The 16874-nt window shown below is 57.6% G+C and carries 18 protein-coding genes; 12 read left to right on the plus strand and 6 right to left on the minus strand.

From position 1 onward, the window contains the following. Nucleotides 1–117: 117 nt before the first annotated feature. From IEX74_RS20885 to IEX74_RS20900, 4 genes are all read left to right on the plus strand, one after another. On the plus strand, nt 118–1176 hold the full coding sequence (locus IEX74_RS20885; protein ID WP_188815986.1) for an aminotransferase class V-fold PLP-dependent enzyme: 1059 nt from the start codon (nt 118–120) through the stop codon (nt 1174–1176). 80 nt (nt 1177–1256) lie between these two features. Next, nucleotides 1257–1817 (plus strand): MarC family protein, encoded by a 561-nt coding sequence (locus tag IEX74_RS20890; protein WP_188815987.1) that lies wholly within the window; start codon nt 1257–1259, stop codon nt 1815–1817. Nucleotides 1818–1925: 108 nt separating this feature from the next. Beyond that, nucleotides 1926–2393, plus strand: a complete 468-nt coding sequence (gene rnhA / locus IEX74_RS20895) for a ribonuclease HI (RefSeq protein ID WP_188815988.1) — start codon at nt 1926–1928, stop codon at nt 2391–2393. A gap of 12 nt (nt 2394–2405) precedes the next feature. After that, nucleotides 2406–3128 carry a tRNA1(Val) (adenine(37)-N6)-methyltransferase gene (locus IEX74_RS20900; protein ID WP_229755400.1) on the plus strand — a complete coding sequence of 241 codons (723 nt, stop codon included), beginning with the start codon at nt 2406–2408 and terminating at the stop codon, nt 3126–3128. A 177-nt stretch (nt 3129–3305) separates the two neighbouring features. Here IEX74_RS20900 and IEX74_RS20905 read toward each other — a convergent pair whose 3' ends face one another. Continuing rightward, a complete protein-coding gene (locus tag IEX74_RS20905; RefSeq protein ID WP_188815989.1) occupies nt 3306–4676 on the minus strand; it encodes a saccharopine dehydrogenase C-terminal domain-containing protein in 1371 nt (456 codons plus the stop codon). 256 nt (nt 4677–4932) lie between these two features. Between IEX74_RS20905 and IEX74_RS20910 the strand changes: the two genes are divergently transcribed. The 5 genes from IEX74_RS20910 (at nt 4933) to IEX74_RS20930 (ending at nt 8832) form a co-directional block, all read left to right on the plus strand. Beyond that, nucleotides 4933–5424: a cytidine deaminase gene (locus IEX74_RS20910; protein ID WP_188815990.1), complete on the plus strand. Its 492-nt coding sequence runs from the start codon at nt 4933–4935 to the stop codon at nt 5422–5424. Nucleotides 5425–5550: 126 nt separating this feature from the next. Then, nucleotides 5551–6213 (plus strand): alpha/beta hydrolase, encoded by a 663-nt coding sequence (locus tag IEX74_RS20915; RefSeq protein ID WP_188815991.1) that lies wholly within the window; start codon nt 5551–5553, stop codon nt 6211–6213. A 144-nt stretch (nt 6214–6357) separates the two neighbouring features. Continuing rightward, the gene (locus IEX74_RS20920; RefSeq protein ID WP_188815992.1) at nt 6358–7044 is read left to right on the plus strand and encodes a response regulator transcription factor; all 687 of its coding nucleotides are present in this window, start codon (nt 6358–6360) and stop codon (nt 7042–7044) included. Between the two features lie 150 nt (nt 7045–7194). Then, nucleotides 7195–8529, plus strand: coding sequence for a sensor histidine kinase (locus tag IEX74_RS20925; protein WP_229755405.1), 1335 nt, complete (start codon nt 7195–7197; stop codon nt 8527–8529). 90 nt (nt 8530–8619) lie between these two features. Beyond that, complete coding sequence (locus IEX74_RS20930; RefSeq protein WP_188815994.1) at nt 8620–8832, plus strand: hypothetical protein; 213 nt, start codon at nt 8620–8622, stop codon at nt 8830–8832. Nucleotides 8833–8924: 92 nt separating this feature from the next. On the opposite strand, the gene surE is transcribed toward IEX74_RS20930, so the two are convergent. Beyond that, nucleotides 8925–9815 carry a 5'/3'-nucleotidase SurE gene (surE, locus tag IEX74_RS20935; protein WP_188815995.1) on the minus strand — a complete coding sequence of 297 codons (891 nt, stop codon included), beginning with the start codon at nt 9813–9815 and terminating at the stop codon, nt 8925–8927. A 126-nt stretch (nt 9816–9941) separates the two neighbouring features. On the opposite strand from surE, the gene IEX74_RS20940 reads away from it, so the two are divergent. From IEX74_RS20940 to IEX74_RS20950, 3 genes are all read left to right on the plus strand, one after another. Next, nucleotides 9942–10610, plus strand: coding sequence for a hypothetical protein (locus IEX74_RS20940; RefSeq protein WP_188815996.1), 669 nt, complete (start codon nt 9942–9944; stop codon nt 10608–10610). Nucleotides 10611–10716: 106 nt separating this feature from the next. Further along, the gene (locus IEX74_RS20945; protein WP_188815998.1) at nt 10717–11151 is read left to right on the plus strand and encodes a DoxX family protein; all 435 of its coding nucleotides are present in this window, start codon (nt 10717–10719) and stop codon (nt 11149–11151) included. 105 nt (nt 11152–11256) lie between these two features. Then, nucleotides 11257–13008 carry a M14 family metallopeptidase gene (locus IEX74_RS20950; protein ID WP_188815999.1) on the plus strand — a complete coding sequence of 584 codons (1752 nt, stop codon included), beginning with the start codon at nt 11257–11259 and terminating at the stop codon, nt 13006–13008. 23 nt (nt 13009–13031) lie between these two features. Here the strand turns inward: IEX74_RS20950 and IEX74_RS20955 are convergent, their stop codons facing one another. The 4 genes from IEX74_RS20955 to IEX74_RS20970 all read right to left on the minus strand — a co-directional run bounded on the left by IEX74_RS20955 (nt 13032) and on the right by IEX74_RS20970 (nt 16696). Beyond that, a complete protein-coding gene (locus IEX74_RS20955) occupies nt 13032–13733 on the minus strand; it encodes a hypothetical protein (RefSeq protein ID WP_188816001.1) in 702 nt (233 codons plus the stop codon). 36 nt (nt 13734–13769) lie between these two features. Continuing rightward, on the minus strand, nt 13770–14408 hold the full coding sequence (locus IEX74_RS20960; RefSeq protein ID WP_188816003.1) for a hypothetical protein: 639 nt from the start codon (nt 14406–14408) through the stop codon (nt 13770–13772). Nucleotides 14409–14579: 171 nt separating this feature from the next. Continuing rightward, nucleotides 14580–15404 carry a hypothetical protein gene (locus IEX74_RS20965; RefSeq protein WP_188816005.1) on the minus strand — a complete coding sequence of 275 codons (825 nt, stop codon included), beginning with the start codon at nt 15402–15404 and terminating at the stop codon, nt 14580–14582. A gap of 44 nt (nt 15405–15448) precedes the next feature. Continuing rightward, a complete protein-coding gene (locus tag IEX74_RS20970; RefSeq protein ID WP_188816006.1) occupies nt 15449–16696 on the minus strand; it encodes a bifunctional 3,4-dihydroxy-2-butanone-4-phosphate synthase/GTP cyclohydrolase II in 1248 nt (415 codons plus the stop codon). Nucleotides 16697–16874 lie beyond the last annotated feature (178 nt).

A 16874-nucleotide genomic window follows, 5' to 3' on the forward strand; every position in this document is an offset into this window, starting at 1 on the left:
CCAAAAACAAACTCACCACTTCACCACTCACCACCTCACCATCAAACTCACCATTTCACCACCGCACCATTTCACCTATCCCTACCTTTGCCTTTTCCAACTGACTTTCTAACTCGTATGTATACTTTCAATCCGGGTCCGTCGCAGGTTTATGCCGAGGTGCGGTCCTATCTCACGGCGGCTTTCGACGAAGGCTGGCTTTCGGCTCCCCACCGCGGCGAGCGTTTCACGGGCCTGGTACGTCAGGTTATTGCCGACCTGAAAGCCAAGCTCAACATCCCGCAGGATTACACGATTTTCTTCCTCAACTCGGCCACGGAGTGCTGGGAGGTGTTGGCCCAAAGCCTGACGCCTACCAAGAGCTTCCACCTCTACAGCGGCGCGTTTGGGGAGAAATGGCTCGAATACGCCAAGGCACTTAAGCCGGCCAGCACGGGTCAATTGTTTGGCGTCGACGAACTCCCTAACCTAGGTCAGATTCCGCAAGATGCTGATCTGGTGTGCATCACGCAGAACGAAACCTCCAATGCCACGCAGCTGCGCGACGGCTTCATTCTGAACCTGTACAACAAGCTAGGTCCTAACTCCTTGCTGGCCGTGGATGCCACTTCTTCACTGGGCGGCATTCAGCTCAAGATGATCAAGGCCGACATCTGGTTTGGCTCGGTGCAGAAGTGCTTTGGCTTGCCGGCGGGCCTAGGTCTGATGATTCTGTCGCCGCGGGCGGTAGCTCGGTTCCGTCAGATCAATGAGCGGGCGCACTACAACAGCCTCGTGTCGCAGTACGAGAAGATGCTCAACTACCAGACCACGCACACGCCCAACGTGCTGGATATCTACCTATTGAGCCGCGTGCTGCAAGATCGGCAGCCGATCAAAACGGTGCACCAGCACCTGCTCGACCGCGCCACCAAGCTCTACGACTACTTCGACAACGCCACGCAGCTCACGCCCCTCGTGACGAACCCCGAAACGCGCTCCACCACCGTTATCGGCCTGCAAGGCCCTCCTGCCCTGATCGACGAGGTGAAGCGTCGCGCCAAAGAGCAAGGCTTGCAGCTCGGCAACGGCTACGGCAACTGGAAACCCAACTCGCTGCGCATCGCCAACTTCCCCGCCATCCCGGACGCCGCCTACGAGCAGCTAGTCCAGTTCTTCGCCCGCGAGTTTGCTTAGAAGTGAGATGGTGAAATGGTGAGTAGTGAGTAAGCTATCCTATCATCATTTCACTATCTCACCATTTCACCATCTCACCTATGTTCAGTCTTCAGGAAATCTTTTCGGTTACGCTTACGCTTTTTGCCATCATTGATATTCTGGGCTCCGTCCCGATTATCATCCAGATCCGGCAGCGCGAAGGCAAGATTCACTCGGAGAAAGCTACGTTGGTTGCCGGCTTGCTGATGGTCACGTTTTTGTTTCTGGGCCAGAGCATTCTTTCGCTGTTTGGCGTTGATTTTCAGTCGTTTGCTTTAGCCGGCGCCATCATCATTTTCCTCATCGGCATGGAGATGATCCTAGGTATCGAGCTGTTCAAGAGCGATATAGCGGCCAGCAGCGGCTCGATTGTGCCGCTGGCCTTTCCGCTCATCGTGGGCGCCGGCACCATGACGACCCTGATTTCCCTGCGCGCCGCCTACTCTTTACCTAACGTGCTGGTAGGCATCGTATTAAACTTGTTGTTCGTGTACATTGTGCTCAAGAGCAGCGCCTGGATCGAGCAAAAGCTAGGTAAGGCCGGCGAAGATATCCTGCGCCGCGTGTTCGGCGTGATTCTGCTGGCTATTGCCATCAAGCTGTTTAAACAGAACTTCTAGGGTCTTGGGGACTTGGGGGCTTAGGGGCTTGGTTGACGTTCTACTAAACATGCGTTAAACGTCAACCAAGCCCCTAAGCCCCCAAGTCCCCAAGTCCCAAAACTCAATATGATTTACCTCTTCACCGATGGCTCCTCGCGGGGCAATCCGGGCCCTGGCGGCTACGGCGCCATTCTGCGCTACGGCCAACACGAAAAAGAAATTACCCAGGGCTTTCGCCTGACCACCAACAACCGCATGGAGCTGCTGGCCGTGATTGTGGGCCTGGAAGCCGTAACGCGCCCCGAAATCCCGATTATGGTCGTCACCGACTCGAAGTACGTGGTGGATGCGGTGGAGAAAAAATGGGTGTTTGGCTGGGTCAACAAGCCGGATTTTGGCAAGAAGGCCAACGAGGATCTGTGGCGCCGTTTCCTGAAAATCTATCGGCAGCGCTCGGTGCAGTTCCGCTGGGTGCGCGGCCATAACGGCCACCCCGAAAACGAGCGCTGCGACCAACTGGCCGTGTACAGCGCCACGCAAGGCCCGCTGCTCATTGATGAAGGCTACGAGCTGATTGAAGCCCGGCGAAGCTAGGTTGCTGCTTGCATGGCCAATTCGTACTTCCAGTTCAAACAGTTCCGCGTCGAGCAGGATCGGTGCGCCATGAAGGTGTGCACCGATGCCTGCGTGCTTGGTGCCGCCGCCGATGTAGCGGGTGCTACCCGCGTGCTCGACATTGGCACCGGCACGGGCCTGCTGGCCCTAATGGCAGCGCAGCGCAACCTAGGTGCCACCATCGAAGCGGTAGAACTAGATGAGGTCGCCGCCACACAAGCGGCTGAGAACTTTGCCGCCAGTCCGTGGGCCGAACGCCTGATGGTGCACGCGCAAAGCCTCCTAGCTTTTGCCAACACTCAGCCCGCACCTTTCGACCGCATTCTGTGCAACCCGCCGTTTTTCCGGAACGCGCTCCGCTCGCCGGATGCGGCCCGCACCACGGCTCGCCACACCGCCCCCGACACGCTGCCATTTGAAGAAATCGCTGCCTTTGCCCAGCAGTTTCTGACCTCAGCTGGGCAACTCATTGTTTTGCTGCCACCGCCTGAGATGCAGCACTTTGAACGAGCGGCCAATGCTGCGCAACTCTACCCGAAGCAGCGCCTGGTGCTGCACCACCGGGCGGGCAGCAAGCCGCTGCGCCACATCACCATGTTTGGGCGGCAGCCGCAAGCCGCAGCGCAGACCAACCTAGCTATCTACGCCTCCGACACCAACGTGTACTCCGCAGAATTTCAGCGCCTTCTGCGAGATTTTTACTTGCATTTATAATTCTGTAAGCCGTCGTGCTGCGGTTCGACAAGCTCAGCATGACGTTCTTCTGGATGACGTGGTAGTGGCGCTGGCTGTCATACTTCTTTGACACGGCGTCGAACTGCTCTTTGATGGCGTTCATAAGGAAGGACTAAAGACATTCATTATCTTGATTTTCAAGCTACAACACTCACTTCATTGTCTAGCCACAAGGCCGCGGGCAGATGGCTGCTCTTCCTCCAAAAACTCAATCTGATAGTCCTGCTTCAGCTCGGCTAATATGGGCTCGTAAAAATCGGCGTTGGTAGGAATGACGACGCCGTGGTGCGCTACCTCGCCGCGTGCCAAGCGGCGCACCGCCATACCCAGCGGCAGGCCTACCGTTTTAGCCATAGCCGTGTGGGTGGCATCTTCCCCGAGCACGATGAGGGAAGCCGTTTTATGGTAAAGCGCGCCATCCAGCTCATACTCAAACTGATGCTGCATCACAATCATGTCGTGGTCGTGGGGCTGGAGCTGCCATTTTTCCGATAGCAGCCGCTCCAGCAGCTGCGCGGGCGTGGCATTAGCGTGGCCCACCGGCTTGTCGCTGAACAAACCCAGCCACGTCAGGCGCTGCATTTCTTCGCCTTCCGGGTCAAGACCTAGGTAGGCAGCCAGGTGCGCGGCAATGTCGAAATCGGGGGGCACGGGCGGCAGGTAGGCGGCTACCAGCTCGCGCCAGGTAAGGCCCGATGAGTTGCCGAGCTGCACCGTATCATCGGTCAGACCTAGCTTCACCAGCGCGTGCCAGGCGGCGCAGTAGCCGGGCCGACGCAACGTGCCGCGCAGCATCGTCGGGATGTGGTCGAGACCATAGGGGGCGCGGTAGCTGAGCGAGTCACGGTTGGCGTAACCCTCAAATTGGCCGTACCCAGGCACTTCCAGCGTTTCGTAGCGGGCAAACAGCTGCTGATACGGAATAAACCGCAAGTGCCCGTTTTCCAGATATTTGGCAGTGCTCTGACCGGCCAGCACCACGTTGCGCGGGTTCCAGGTGAACTTGTACTTCCACGGATTGTCTCCTTCCGAATCGGGCGCCAGCAGCCCGCCACAATACGATTTGAAGCTCGTGAGCGTCCCACCTTTCGCCCGAATGTCGCTCAACACTTGCATCGCCGACATGTGGTCGAGCCCCGGATCAAGGCCGCACTCCATCAGAATCGTGAGGCTAGCTTCTGCCGCTTCCGCGTGCAGCGCCCGAATCTCATCGGTGGCGTAGCTGGCTGTGGCCAGGTGGCGGCGGTGACGAACGCAGGCCTGCGCAACCGGCAAATGAAACCCAGCTGGCAGCATAGAAATCACAATGTCAGCTTCTTGCACCAACTTCTCCAGCTCCTCTTCCTGCTCAATATCGAAGCGCACGGCGCGGGCGTACTCACTGTGCGCGGCCAGTACCGGGACCAGGTGCGCCGGGTTCACATCGGCAATGGTCAGGCGCCAGCCTTCCACCGGAGCGTAGCGCAGCAAGTATTGCAACAGTGAAGCTGCCGAACGCCCGGCCCCCAAAAGCAGCAGGTTTTTCATTTGACATTTACCAATTAACATTTAACAGCTACTAACTGCTGGTAGCAACAGCAGGGCCGTTGGGCCAATAATCGGTAAAATTGACGGAACCTGCGCTGCACGAACCTAGGTTTCACCGCAACGCAACAACATCTCCGCAGCAATTGATAAATGGTAAATGATAGATGTTAAATGATAATTGTAGTACATTCACCGCCCCTCACGCTGTCGGGGCAGCCATTTGGTGCCTGGACCAGCTTTTATTTTATCCGCATCAATGGCCCAATTACTTAACGTGACCATTCAGGTCGACGTACTTTCCCCGACTGAACTTACTCCTGCTGAGACGCTTACCTGGCAGCAAGCCCGCGCCGCTACCGATAATGCGTATGCGCCGTTTTCGCAGTTTCATGTGGGAGCCGCGCTGCTGCTCGACGATGGCTCGGTGTTTCAGGGGAATAATCAAGAGAACCCAGCTTATCCGTCGGGGCTTTGTGCGGAGCGCACCGCTATGTTTGGTCTGGCCGTTAGTCAGCCGCAGCGCCGCATTGTGGGCATGGCCGTAGCGGCGCGGCCCAAGCACGGCGACTTTGTGGTCGGGATGCCCTGCGGCGCCTGTCGGCAGGTGATGGCCGACTACGAAACACGTCAGGGTCAGCCGATTCCACTGCTGCTGCTCGGCCCCGATGAGACGATTTATCGTTTCCGCTCCCTGGCCGATCTGCTGCCTTTTCAGTTTACCAGCGAAAACCTGCCGCCACGAGCCTAGGCTTTGTAGCGCGAAGTTCTGCTTCGCGTATCGTTGAACGATGAAGCTAGCACGACAACCTAGGTGCCAGTCGTTCTGCGATACGCGAAGCAGAGCTTCGCGCTACAGCCACGCACTTTCACTTTTATGTCCGACAACGCACAGGAACACCACCTTACCGTCAGCCGCTCGGCCCGTTATTATCAGTTGGGCGAGCTGTCGGCCGCTACCCGGCGCGTGTGGTTTGTGGTGCATGGCTACGGGCAGCTGGCGGCCTACTTCATCCGGCACTTTGCCACGCTCACGCAGGCCGATCCGACCCTGGTGGTACTAGCGCCCGAGGGTTTGTCGAAGTTTTACCTGAATGGCCACAGCGGCCGAATTGGCGCCAGCTGGATGACGCGGGAAGACCGGCTAACAGAAATCGAAGATTACGTGGGTTACTTAAATCAGCTGGCGGACAGCATATTGGCGTCGTGCCCGGCCGTGGTTGAAATCACGGTGCTGGGTTTCTCGCAGGGTGGGGCCACCGTGAGCCGCTGGCTGTCGCGGGCGCAGTTCCGGCCGAAGCAGTTGATCTTGTGGGCCGGCAGGTTTCCACCCGATATGGATGCTGAAACGGCCACTCACTTGTTGAACCAGCTGCCGGTCACGGTGGTGTGCGGCGATGAAGACCCTTTCGTGTCACCTGAAGCCTTCGAAGAAAATCTCCAACTACTACGCTCGTTCGGCGTGGAGCCCGAGGTAATTCGCTTTACCGGCAAGCACACGCTCGACGCCGACGTATTGCGACAACTAGCAAGCCACTAAGTAGTTAGCTACTGCCACCCAGGTATTCATTTGGCTTTTCTTCAGCTGCTCAGGAGCCGCCCTTCATGGTCTCTTCACAGTGGGGTTGCGTATGTTGTATTCCGTATTCCTCCCGAGTTATAAGCTGTTCATCCTATTGCTATCATGCACGTTCTCATTGTAGAAGACGAAAGAAGCCTGCACCAGGAAGTGAGGCAGTTTCTGCTCCAGGCGCAGTATCTCTGCGATTCGGCCTTCACCTTTGCCGAAGCCTCCGAGAAAATATTTGTCAATAGCTACGACTTCGTGCTGCTCGACCTAGGTTTGCCCGACGGCGACGGCCTACAGCTGCTGCGCGAAGCCAAGCAGAACGAGCGCCAGGAAGCCTCCTTCATCATCCTCACCGCGCGCGGCGCCATCGACGACCGTATTCGGGGCCTCGACCTAGGTGCCGACGATTACCTGCCGAAGCCTTTCTCACTACTGGAATTATTGAGCCGGATGCAGGCCATCACGCGGCGCAAATTTGGATTGAAGCGCCAGGAGCTGACGTTTGGTGGCGGTTTTCAGCTGGATGTAACGGGTCGCACGCTGCGTTTTGAGGGTGCTGAAGTGCCGCTCACCAAGAAGGAGTTCGACTTGCTGCACTACCTGCTGCTGCACAAAAACCGCGTGCTCACGCGCTTGCAGCTCGGCGAACACCTGTGGGGCAACGTGCTGGAGGACGATTCTGACTCGAACTACATCGACGTGCATATCAAGAACATCCGCAAAAAGCTAGGTCACTTCGCCCCCACCGACTTCTTGGAAACCGTTCGCGGCATTGGCTATCGGGTAGCGGATCAGAGTTAAGCTAATAAGCAAACTACGTAGGAACGCGCCACGGCGCGTTCTCACCCGCGCCGTTAGCCCGACGTGCCCACTCATCATCAACTCCAGTCGTTCAACGATAAACGCGCCGTGGCGCGCTCCTACCGTAGTTACTCTCGATAAGAAGTGAAAATGCGCCTGGAGGCCAAGTTGGCCTTGTTCAATGCTTTATCGAAGCTGCTGCTGCTGCTGACGGGCGCGCTGGTGATTCCGCCGGTGGTGAGCCGGGTCGCTGTTGCACACACCGATCAGCGGCTACACGAGCAGATGGGCGAAGTGCTGAGCCTGATTAAGCGCGACGGCATCACGACGTTTGTGCGCACCGAGCACGACGAGGCCTACGCCGATTACAACCTGCTCAAGCAGGAATACATCACCCTCACGCCCGTACCGACCAACGCCAAGCACCTAGGTAAGGTCAACATCTTCGAAGAGATGCGGCAGGTGGACAACGAAATCGAGGATTTTCGCATCCTGAGCTACACCCTACCGAGCCGCGGTCCGCGCACCTACCGACTTGAGATTGGCAGCAGTCTGGGCACCGTGGAGCTGCTGACGCGCACGCTGCGCAGCATGGCGCTCTGGGTGCTGGTGATTGGGGCCCTCATTACCATCATCACCGACGCGGCGTTTGCCCACTACCTGCTCCGCCCGTTGCGGGTGCTCATCCAGCGGAAGCTGCGGGGCGTGCAACACCCGTCGGCCTTCTCGTTTACGCCCATCCCGACGGACACCACCGACTTTCGCCGCCTCGATACGAGCCTTTCGCGCATGATGCGCCAGATTCAGTCGGCCTTCGAGAAAGAGCGCGAGTTCATGTCCAACGTGTCGCACGAACTGCTCACCCCGGTCAGCATCTTGCAGTCGCGCTTCGAGAACATGCTCCAGGACCCCGACCTAGGTGAAGCGCATTCGCTTAAAATCGTGGATTCGCAGAAAACGCTGTACCGGCTGCGCAACACCGTGCGGACGTTGCTGCTTATCGCTAACATCGAAAATGCGCAGTACCTGCGCGACGAGCCAGTGTCGTTGGCAGGGGTGCTGGCCGACGTAATCAATGAGCTGGAAGACCGGCTGGCGCAGCGCGAAATCCGGCTGCTGCAAGAGCTGCAACCCGACTACGTGCTGCCCGCCGCCAACCGCACGTTGCTCTTCACGCTGCTGTTCAACTTGCTCAGCAACGCTATCAAGTACAACAACTGGGGCGGCGACATCATTATTCAGGGCAAGCTGCGCCCGGAAGGTGGCTACCGCCTGAGCGTGACGGATACCGGTCCCGGCATCGCGCCCGAGAACATTCCGCACCTCTTCGACCGGTTTCGGCGCTTTCACAGCGGCGGCGCCTCGCCCGAAGGCTATGGCCTGGGGTTGCCCATTGCCAAAACCATTGCCGAGTTTCACGGCGCGGAGCTGGTTGCCGAGTCGGTAGTAGGCCGGGGCACCACTTTTTCCCTGCTGTTCAAGTAGCACGAAAGCTAGCTTCTGCTTTCACCGCGAATTCATGTCGCTGAGCCTAAATTAGATCTATTCCCGCTCGAATAGTCTCAGCCCTTTACCATGCCATCCTTCCTTCTCTCTGTAGTTCTTGCACTTGCCGCGCTGCCGGGGCAAGTCACGCCAGCCCGAACAGCGGCCGTAAAACCGCACGCCACTGAGCTGCCGTCTCACCTAGCCGTTTTACCGGTTCATAAAAAAATCCAGAAGTCTGCCGCTGCTCGTCGACCCAAGCGCGTGCTGATTATTAAGTCTACCATCAATGATCAGCTGTAAGCTAGGTCAACCTAGGTTGCAACCGATTACTCATCAAGCAAAAAGGCCGGAAGAACTTCCGGCCTTTTTGCTTGCGGCAAAGTTGATCTATTCTAGGAGCTAGCTTTTGTCTTGCTGCTTTTCTTCCCTTTTGCGGGCAGCACCGCCCCGGTAGCCACCTCTTGGTGGGTAGGATTTTCGGCGGGCTTTTCCCCGCTGAGCGCTAAGCTCCACTGCTCATTAAGCTGCGATACGCCATGCTGGGCCGTCAGATCGAACTGGCAGGGCACGATAGAAATGTAGTTCTGCGACAGCGCCCACTCGTCGGTGTCCTGGCCTTGGTCTTCGTTCACAAAATTTCCGATGAGCCAGTAGTAAGGCCGTTGGTGCGGATCGTAGCGCAGGTCGAAGTCTTCCTGCCACTTGGCTCTGGCCTGGCGGCAAATCCGGGCACCTAGGATTGGCTCCTCTGTTTTCTTGGGAAAGTTGATGTTCAGGGCCGTACCTACCGGAATGCCGTTCGCCAACGCCTGGCGCGTCAGGTGTTCTATCCAGGTTTCAATGTGGGAGAAATCGGCCAGGTGGCCGTAGTCGCAGAGCGAAAAGCCGATGGCCGGCAGCCCTTCGATAGCCGCTTCAATGGCCGCCGACATCGTGCCCGAATACAGCACGTTCACCGACGAATTGGAGCCGTGATTGACGCCCGACACCACCAAGTCAGCTTGTCGGTCGCGCAATACGAAGTGCTTGGCCAGCTTCACGCAGTCGGCGGGCGTGCCGCTGCATTCGTAGGCCTCAATGCCGTCGAAGATGGTGCTCGGGTCCAGGCGCAGCGGCTGGCCGATGGTGATGGCGTGGCCCATGCCCGACTGCGGCGAGTTGGGCGCCACTACCACCACCTCACCGATGCGCTGCATCACGCGCACTAACACCGCGATGCCGGGCGCCGTGATGCCATCATCGTTTGAAATCAGAATCAACGGTTTGCGAGATTTGGTAGCCACGGGCAACAGAATTTGGTGAGAAAAACCTAGCCTCCGATACGTAAGGCGGCCGGTTGTGGTCGTAAAGTTTTGATTAGAAGCAGCGCGGCTCAACGACCAGCTAGCTCGCCTCGTACTAAAACCATTATGACAGACCTAGCTTACCTTATTCGCTCGACCGCCGGGGCGCTGCTGCTGACGGCCACGCTCACCGCCTGCGACTCCTCCACGAACAGCACGCCCGCTTCTTCCAGCAGCGATACGCCTTTCGCGGGCAACTCGACGGCTACTGACCCCGCAGCCGCGGCCGAACGGATAGCGGCTAACCCTAATACGCCCGATTCGCTGCACCTGCTCAGCCCCGGCCAAGCGGGACGGTTACGCATTAAAATGTCGGAGAAAGTTCTTCTGGCCCGAGTACCGGCCGAGCAGCTGCGCAAAATCACGCGCACCGTGGGCGACAGCACCTACCCGGCTTATGAGATGCGCGACGCGCAGCAGCCCAGCGCACCCGCTACGCTACTGGAACTCGCTGGTAATGAGCAAAAAGGCTTCCGCTTGCGCCGCATCATCATCACCGATCCGCAGTACCGAACGGGTGAGGGCATTGGCGTCGGCTCACCCTTCGGCGTGGCGCGCCAAACCTTCGGGCTTTCCCGCGTACGCATAACCCCAGACGGCTTCGCGGCCGTGTCGCGCCAAACGCGCATGGCTTGGCTCCTGGATGAAAATTCGCTGCCCGCCAAGCACCCCAACGATATGGCCACCGCTGAAATCCCAACGGCTACGCGTATCACGGGTGTAATCGTCTACTAGGTCAATTGCTGTGTTTTACAGCAATTATTGCACTTTGACGATAGTAAAACCTACTGAGAGCTAGGTTTGCGCTGTCTGCTCCTCCCAAAACCCGCCCCATTACACGATGCTATTCTTCGAAAATCGGTATAACTCCCACGACCTAGGTCTGCTCATACTGCGGGTCGGCATTGGCATTATGTTCACCATTCATGGCTACCCCAAGCTGATTGGCGGACCGGAAAAGTGGGTGGAAATCGGAAGCGTGATGAAGTCGTTCGGGATTAGCGCTTCGCCCGTGATGTGGGGTTTATTGGCTGCCGTATCCGAAGCTATTGGTGGTCAGCTACTTGCTTTCGGGCTTTTCTTTCGGGTTGCCTGCCTGCTGTTGCTCGGCACCATGCTGGTAGCCACCGCCATGCACCTGATGAATGGCGACGATTTTAACGGCTATTCGCACGCGCTGGAAGCGGCTTTCCTGTTTCTGGGTCTGCTCTTCGCCGGCCCCGGCAAATACAGCGTCGACCAGATGCTGTTCCCGGAAGAAAGCGAGCTGTATTAAGCAGGAAACCTAGGTTAGCACACTCGTTGTCATCCTGACAATGAATCATGGCAAGGTTTGTCTGGCGCTAGCCTAGCTTTGCGGCTCTGGCCTTACTCCTGCTTTATGCTTGCTTTTCTGCTTTCCGCGCTCCTGCTCACCGATTCCGGCCCCAAAACAGACTGGCGCACGCCGTTCGAAAAAGGCGACGGCAACACCACTACCACCTACGCCGAGTGCATTGCGTACTACCAACAGCTCGACGCGACGTATCCTGAAATCACGATGCGGGAGGCTGGCACCACCGATATTGGCCAGCCGCTGCACGAAGTAGTCGTGTCGCTGGATGGCGACGCTGACCCGGCCTCCGTGCGGCGCAAAAACCGGCGTATTGTCTTCATTCAGAATGGCATTCACCCCGGCGAGCCGGAAGGCATTGATGCCTCGATGATGCTGGCCCGCGACTACGTGCAGAAGAAAGAGTTGCGGCAGCAATTGGAGAACGTGACGCTGGTCATTATCCCGGCTTACAACGTGGATGGCATGCTGAACCGCTCGGCCACGAGCCGCGCCAACCAGAACGGGCCGCGCGAGTACGGCTTCCGGGGCAACGCCCGCAACCTCGACCTGAACCGCGACTACATCAAGCAGGACTCGCGCAATGCCAAGTCATTTGCCCAGCTTTTCCAGCGTTGGCAGCCTGACTTATTCGTGGACACACACACATCGAACGGCGCTGATTACCAATACGTCATGACGCTGATTGACACGCAGAAGGACAAGCTGCACCCCGCGCTCAGCCAGTATTTGCAGAAAACTATGCTGCCGGATCTGTACAGTGGCATGGCAAAAAAGAAGTGGCCGCTCACGCCGTACGTTGATTTCACGGGTCGTACGCCAGAGAGTGGCTTGCGGGGCTTTTTGGAAACGCCGCGCTACTCCACCGGCTACACGACGCTGTTCAACACCATCGGCTTCATCACCGAGACGCACATGTGGAAGCCGTTCACGCCGCGGGTACGTGCCACTTACGACTTTCTGGATCTGCTGGTGCACCTGGCCCACCGCGACGCCGCACAGCTGGCGCAGGTGCGCGCCACCGCCGAGCAGCAGCTCCGCGCCCAAACGGAGTTCAACCTAGGTTGGCAACTCGACACGACGGCCGTAGAGAAGGTCAACTTTCGGGGCTACGAAGGCCGCACCAAAACCAGCGAAGTGAGCGGGCAGCCCCGCCTCTACTACGACCGCAAAGCGCCGTTTACGCGGCCTGTCAACTTCTACAACACGTATCGACCCACGGCGACGGTGCGCCGCCCGGTCGCCTACCTGATTCCGCAGGCCTGGGGCGAAGTAATTGACCGTCTGCGGCTCAGCAACGTGCGCCTGCAACGCCTGCGCCGCGACACGACGCTCACCGCCGAAGTATATTACGTGGAAGATTACAAAACCGCGCCGCGCCCCTACGAAGGCCATTACCTGCACAGCCAGGTGAAACTGCGCCCCGAGCAGCAGAACCTAGCTTTCCGCCGCGGCGACTATGTCATCTACCTCGACCAGCCCGCCGTGCGCTACCTCGTCGAAACGTTGGAACCCCAGGGCACCGACTCGTTTTTCGCCTGGGGCTTCTTCGACAGCATCTTGCAGCAAAAGGAGCATTATTCCGACTACATCTTCGAGGACCTGGCTGCTGAGCTATTGAAGCACGACCCGCAGCTACGACAGCAGCTGGAAGCGCGCCGTCAGGCTGATCCGGTTTTTGCCAAAAGCGGCGCGGCGCAGCTGGATTTTGTGTACCAGCATTCGCCCTATTACGAGAAGTCGCACTTGCGCTACCCGGTGGCGCGCTGGCAAGGCGGAAAGCTGCCGGTGGAGCCGTAAAACCACTAGCTTTTAATGACTCCCTAATAACCCGGTGGCACCGCCTCTGGCGGTGGCGGCGATTGCAGGGAGTTAGCGTAATTCACCAGAAAAGCTAGCTCGCGGGCATTTTTGAAACTCAACTCGTTCTCCTTCGCATACGCCTTGATTTCGCGGGCCTGCTTCGGAAAGAAAGCCAATAAGTCGCGCTTGGTCTTGTGCAGGGCTACCGGCGTTCCCTGGTTTTTACTCAGGTAGAAGGTTGTTGTGATGTCGGTGCTGGAGCGCATCATGGTCCGGTTGGCATTCACTACCGCGTAGTTGTATTGCACTGGCTCTTCACGCCGTAAGAGCATTACGGGGCCCTCACTGAGTTGCTCAAAAAAGGCCCATACCTTGAATTCGGGCGCTTTCTTCATCGACCACGGAAACGAATAGGAACGGAAGATGCGGGTAAGTGCCACATATTCTTCTCCTTTCTGCCTGTTCTGCTCGCCGCGCACGGCAAAGCCCCGCACTATCTCGGCTGGCAGCGTGTAAATGGTGTCATTGGTCATGCGAAGCGCTATTTTGTTCTTCGCCCGATCCAGGCTGATTTCTCCCTGCACTACCGCGCCGGAAGCCAGCATCACCGAGCCTTCGGTGAAGTGTACAGAGGAGGCATCAGCCCAACCCATTTGTGCCTGTGCCCGTCCAGTCAGAAGCACGCTCAGCAGGATAACAGTAACGCGTAAGGTAGTTTGCATAGTCCATCCTAAAATCTTTCCAGCACCTTATACGCATCAGGGCTGCGGCGCGGGCAACGAGTTGGCGTAGTTCACGATGAAGGCTAGCTCGCGGGCATTGGTGTAGTGGAGGTTGTTTTCTTTTGCGTACTGCTCAATCTGCGGAGCCTTCTGTTTGAAGAAGGCGAGCAAATCTTTCTTAGTAGCCCGCAGCGGCAGCACGTTGTTAGTGCCCAGCGCCAGAAAGAAGTTATCGACGCTTGTTGAGTAGACCATGTTGGCCGAGACATACTGACTAGGCCGCTGGTAGCGCAAGAGCGCAACGGGCCCGTCGCTGATCTGTTCGAAAAAGGCCCAGGTAGGTTGCAAAGAGCTTTTGTTCAGCACATAGTAAGGCCGGAATACGCGCAGAGTTGACACCAGTTTATCCGCCGTAATCCGCTCCTGCTGCTCTTCTACCGCCACGCACTGCACCATCGGCGCCGCGAAAGTATAGACCGAGTCGCTGGCCTTTTTCACTTGCACCACGCCTCTGGCTGGATAGAGCATGACCGTGCCGCGTAGCTGGGTACCGCTGGTGAGCACTACGGCGCCTACGGCGTACTGCTGTGCATAACCGAAGAACTGTGCCTGTGTTGCCTGGCTGAACACTAAGCTCAGCAACCCGATAACCGTAATTTTCCAACGTTTCCACATAATCTGAACGGTTGAATAATGACCTGACAGCTACCCATCTACTTGATTAAATATACTTATTTATGGCTCCTTTGGTGGTGTGTTGGCGCTTAATAGTTTCTGACAAAAAAAGAGCCTCCTGTTATGCACAGAAGGCTCTTTTTGGTGGTTGCTAAATGAAGTACTATACCGCTACTGCTTAGGCGCGCTTTGGAGCGAGTTGGCGTAGTTTACGATGAAGGCTAGCTCCCGCGCTCTGGTATAATCAAGCTGGTTTTCCTTCGCGTATTTCTCGATCTGCTTGGCTTGCTGATGGAAAGCAGCCAGCAAGTCTTTCTTCGGGTTGCGCAGCGAGATAATAGCACCCGCGGGCGTACCTAGGTAGAAGTTATCCTTAATCTCGGTGTAGTAGCCCATTGTGCGCGGCACGCCATACGGGTAGCCGTAGCCCCCATAACCACCGTAACCGCCATAGCCGTAGGGCGAACTAACCGCCCGTTGCACCAGCGACTCACGGCGCAGCAGCACCGTGGGGCCGCTGCTAAGCTGCTCAAAAAACGCCGGCGACTTGAAGTCGCTGTAGTCGTTGTCGCGGTTCCAGCGGTACACCCGAAACACGCGCACCAAACTCGTATCGGGCTTTTCGCGGCGCGGACGCGGCGTCATGCCACCATAGGGGCTACCGTAGAAGTAGCCCATGCGGGCATCGTAGAAGTCATCGTACTGGTTGCGGTTGCGGTCGAGCCGCTCGCCCTTCACCGCGAAGCTCTGCACGGCCACCGCCGAGAGTGTGCTCACGGTGTTGTTGGGCTGCGTCACCAGAATCACGTCTTCATTGCGATGCAGCGTGAGCGGGCCTTCGATCGTGTCGCCAGTCGCCAGCAGCACGGTGCCGCCGGCGAATTGCTGAATGAAGGTAGAGCCATTGGAGCGCTGCGACCAGGCATTGCTGCTAGCTAGTAGATTGAGTACCAGCGCCAATACGCAAGCACTCAGAACGGTACGCATTCGTTTCATAACCTAGGAGAGATAATCTGGAAACGCGCCCCGCTTGCCACTCGTTACGACTCTTTTGAGGCCGCTTCGGAGGTGGGCGCCGCCGGCCGCATTTTAGTCAAAATTGTGTGACCTAGCTTGTCGCGCTTCGTAGTTAGGTAACTTTGGTTATGCTGATTGGGTTCAATCTCAATCGGCACCGTCTCGATGATTTCCAGGCCGTAGCCCATCAGGCCGGTGCGCTTGCGCGGGTTGTTGGTGAGCAGGCGCATTTTGGTGATACCTAGGTCGCGCAGAATGGAAGCGCCCACGCCGTAGTCGCGCTCGTCCATGCCGAAACCTAGCTCCAGGTTTGCCTCCACCGTGTCGCGGCCTTGCTCCTGCAACTTATAGGCACGCAGCTTATTAAGCAAGCCAATACCACGGCCTTCCTGGTTCATGTAGACTACCACGCCGCGGCCTTCCCGGTCGATCTGCTGCATGGCGCGGTGCAGCTGCGGGCCACAATCGCAGCGGCAGGAGCCGAAAATATCGCCCGTCACGCAGGAGCTGTGCACGCGCACCAGCACTGGCTCGGGGCTGCTCACGTCGCCTTTCACGAGGGCCAGATGCTGGGCGCCGTTAGAGCTTTGGGTGAACGAGTACAATTCGAAATCGCCCCACTCGGTTGGCATTTGCACCGAGATATCGCGGGTGATGAGGCTTTCGGCTTTCAGACGGTATTTGATGAGGTCCTGCACCGAAATCAGCTTCAGGCCCCAGCGTTTGGCTACCACCTCTAAGTCGGGCACGCGGGCCATTTCACCATCTTCCTTCAGGATTTCGACCAGCACCCCAGCCGGCTCGAAGCCCGCTAGCCGGGCTAGGTCCACGGCCGCTTCGGTGTGCCCCGCGCGGCGCAGTACGCCTTCCTTGCGAGCTTTCAGGGGGAAAATATGTCCTGGCCGACCTAGGTCCGACGGCTTGGTTTCGGGGTCGATGAGCGACAGAATCGTTTTGCTGCGGTCGGAAGCGGAAATACCGGTGGTCACGCCGTTTTTCAGCAAATCGACGGACACTGTGAACGGCGTGGCGTGCAGGGCCGTGTTGCGGCCTACCATCAGCTCCAGACCTAGCTCGTCGCAACGTTCTTCCGTCAGCGGCGCGCACACAAGGCCGCGCCCGTGCGTGGCCATGAAGTTTATGACTTCGGGAGTAGCACAACGGGCCGCGCAGATGAAATCACCTTCGTTTTCGCGGTCTTCGTCGTCCACCACAATCACCACTTTACCGGCGCGGATGTCGGCAATGGCGTCTTCAATAGAGTCAAGCATAATTGTACGAGCAGCGGAATGGCCTGCTCAACCTGAATAACCAACAGTGGCGGTGCGAAGTTACGCCTTCGGAGAGTAACTGAGTGCCTGAGCGACTGAGTATGGTCGTTCAACATCACCCAACCATTCATTGCGTTACTTAGTTACTTTTTACCTTGGCGTGCTCGAACTGAAGGCA

The sequence above is a fragment of the Hymenobacter cavernae genome, assembly GCF_014641455.1.
In the GTDB taxonomy this organism is placed as follows: Bacteria; Bacteroidota; Bacteroidia; order Cytophagales; family Hymenobacteraceae; genus Hymenobacter; species Hymenobacter cavernae.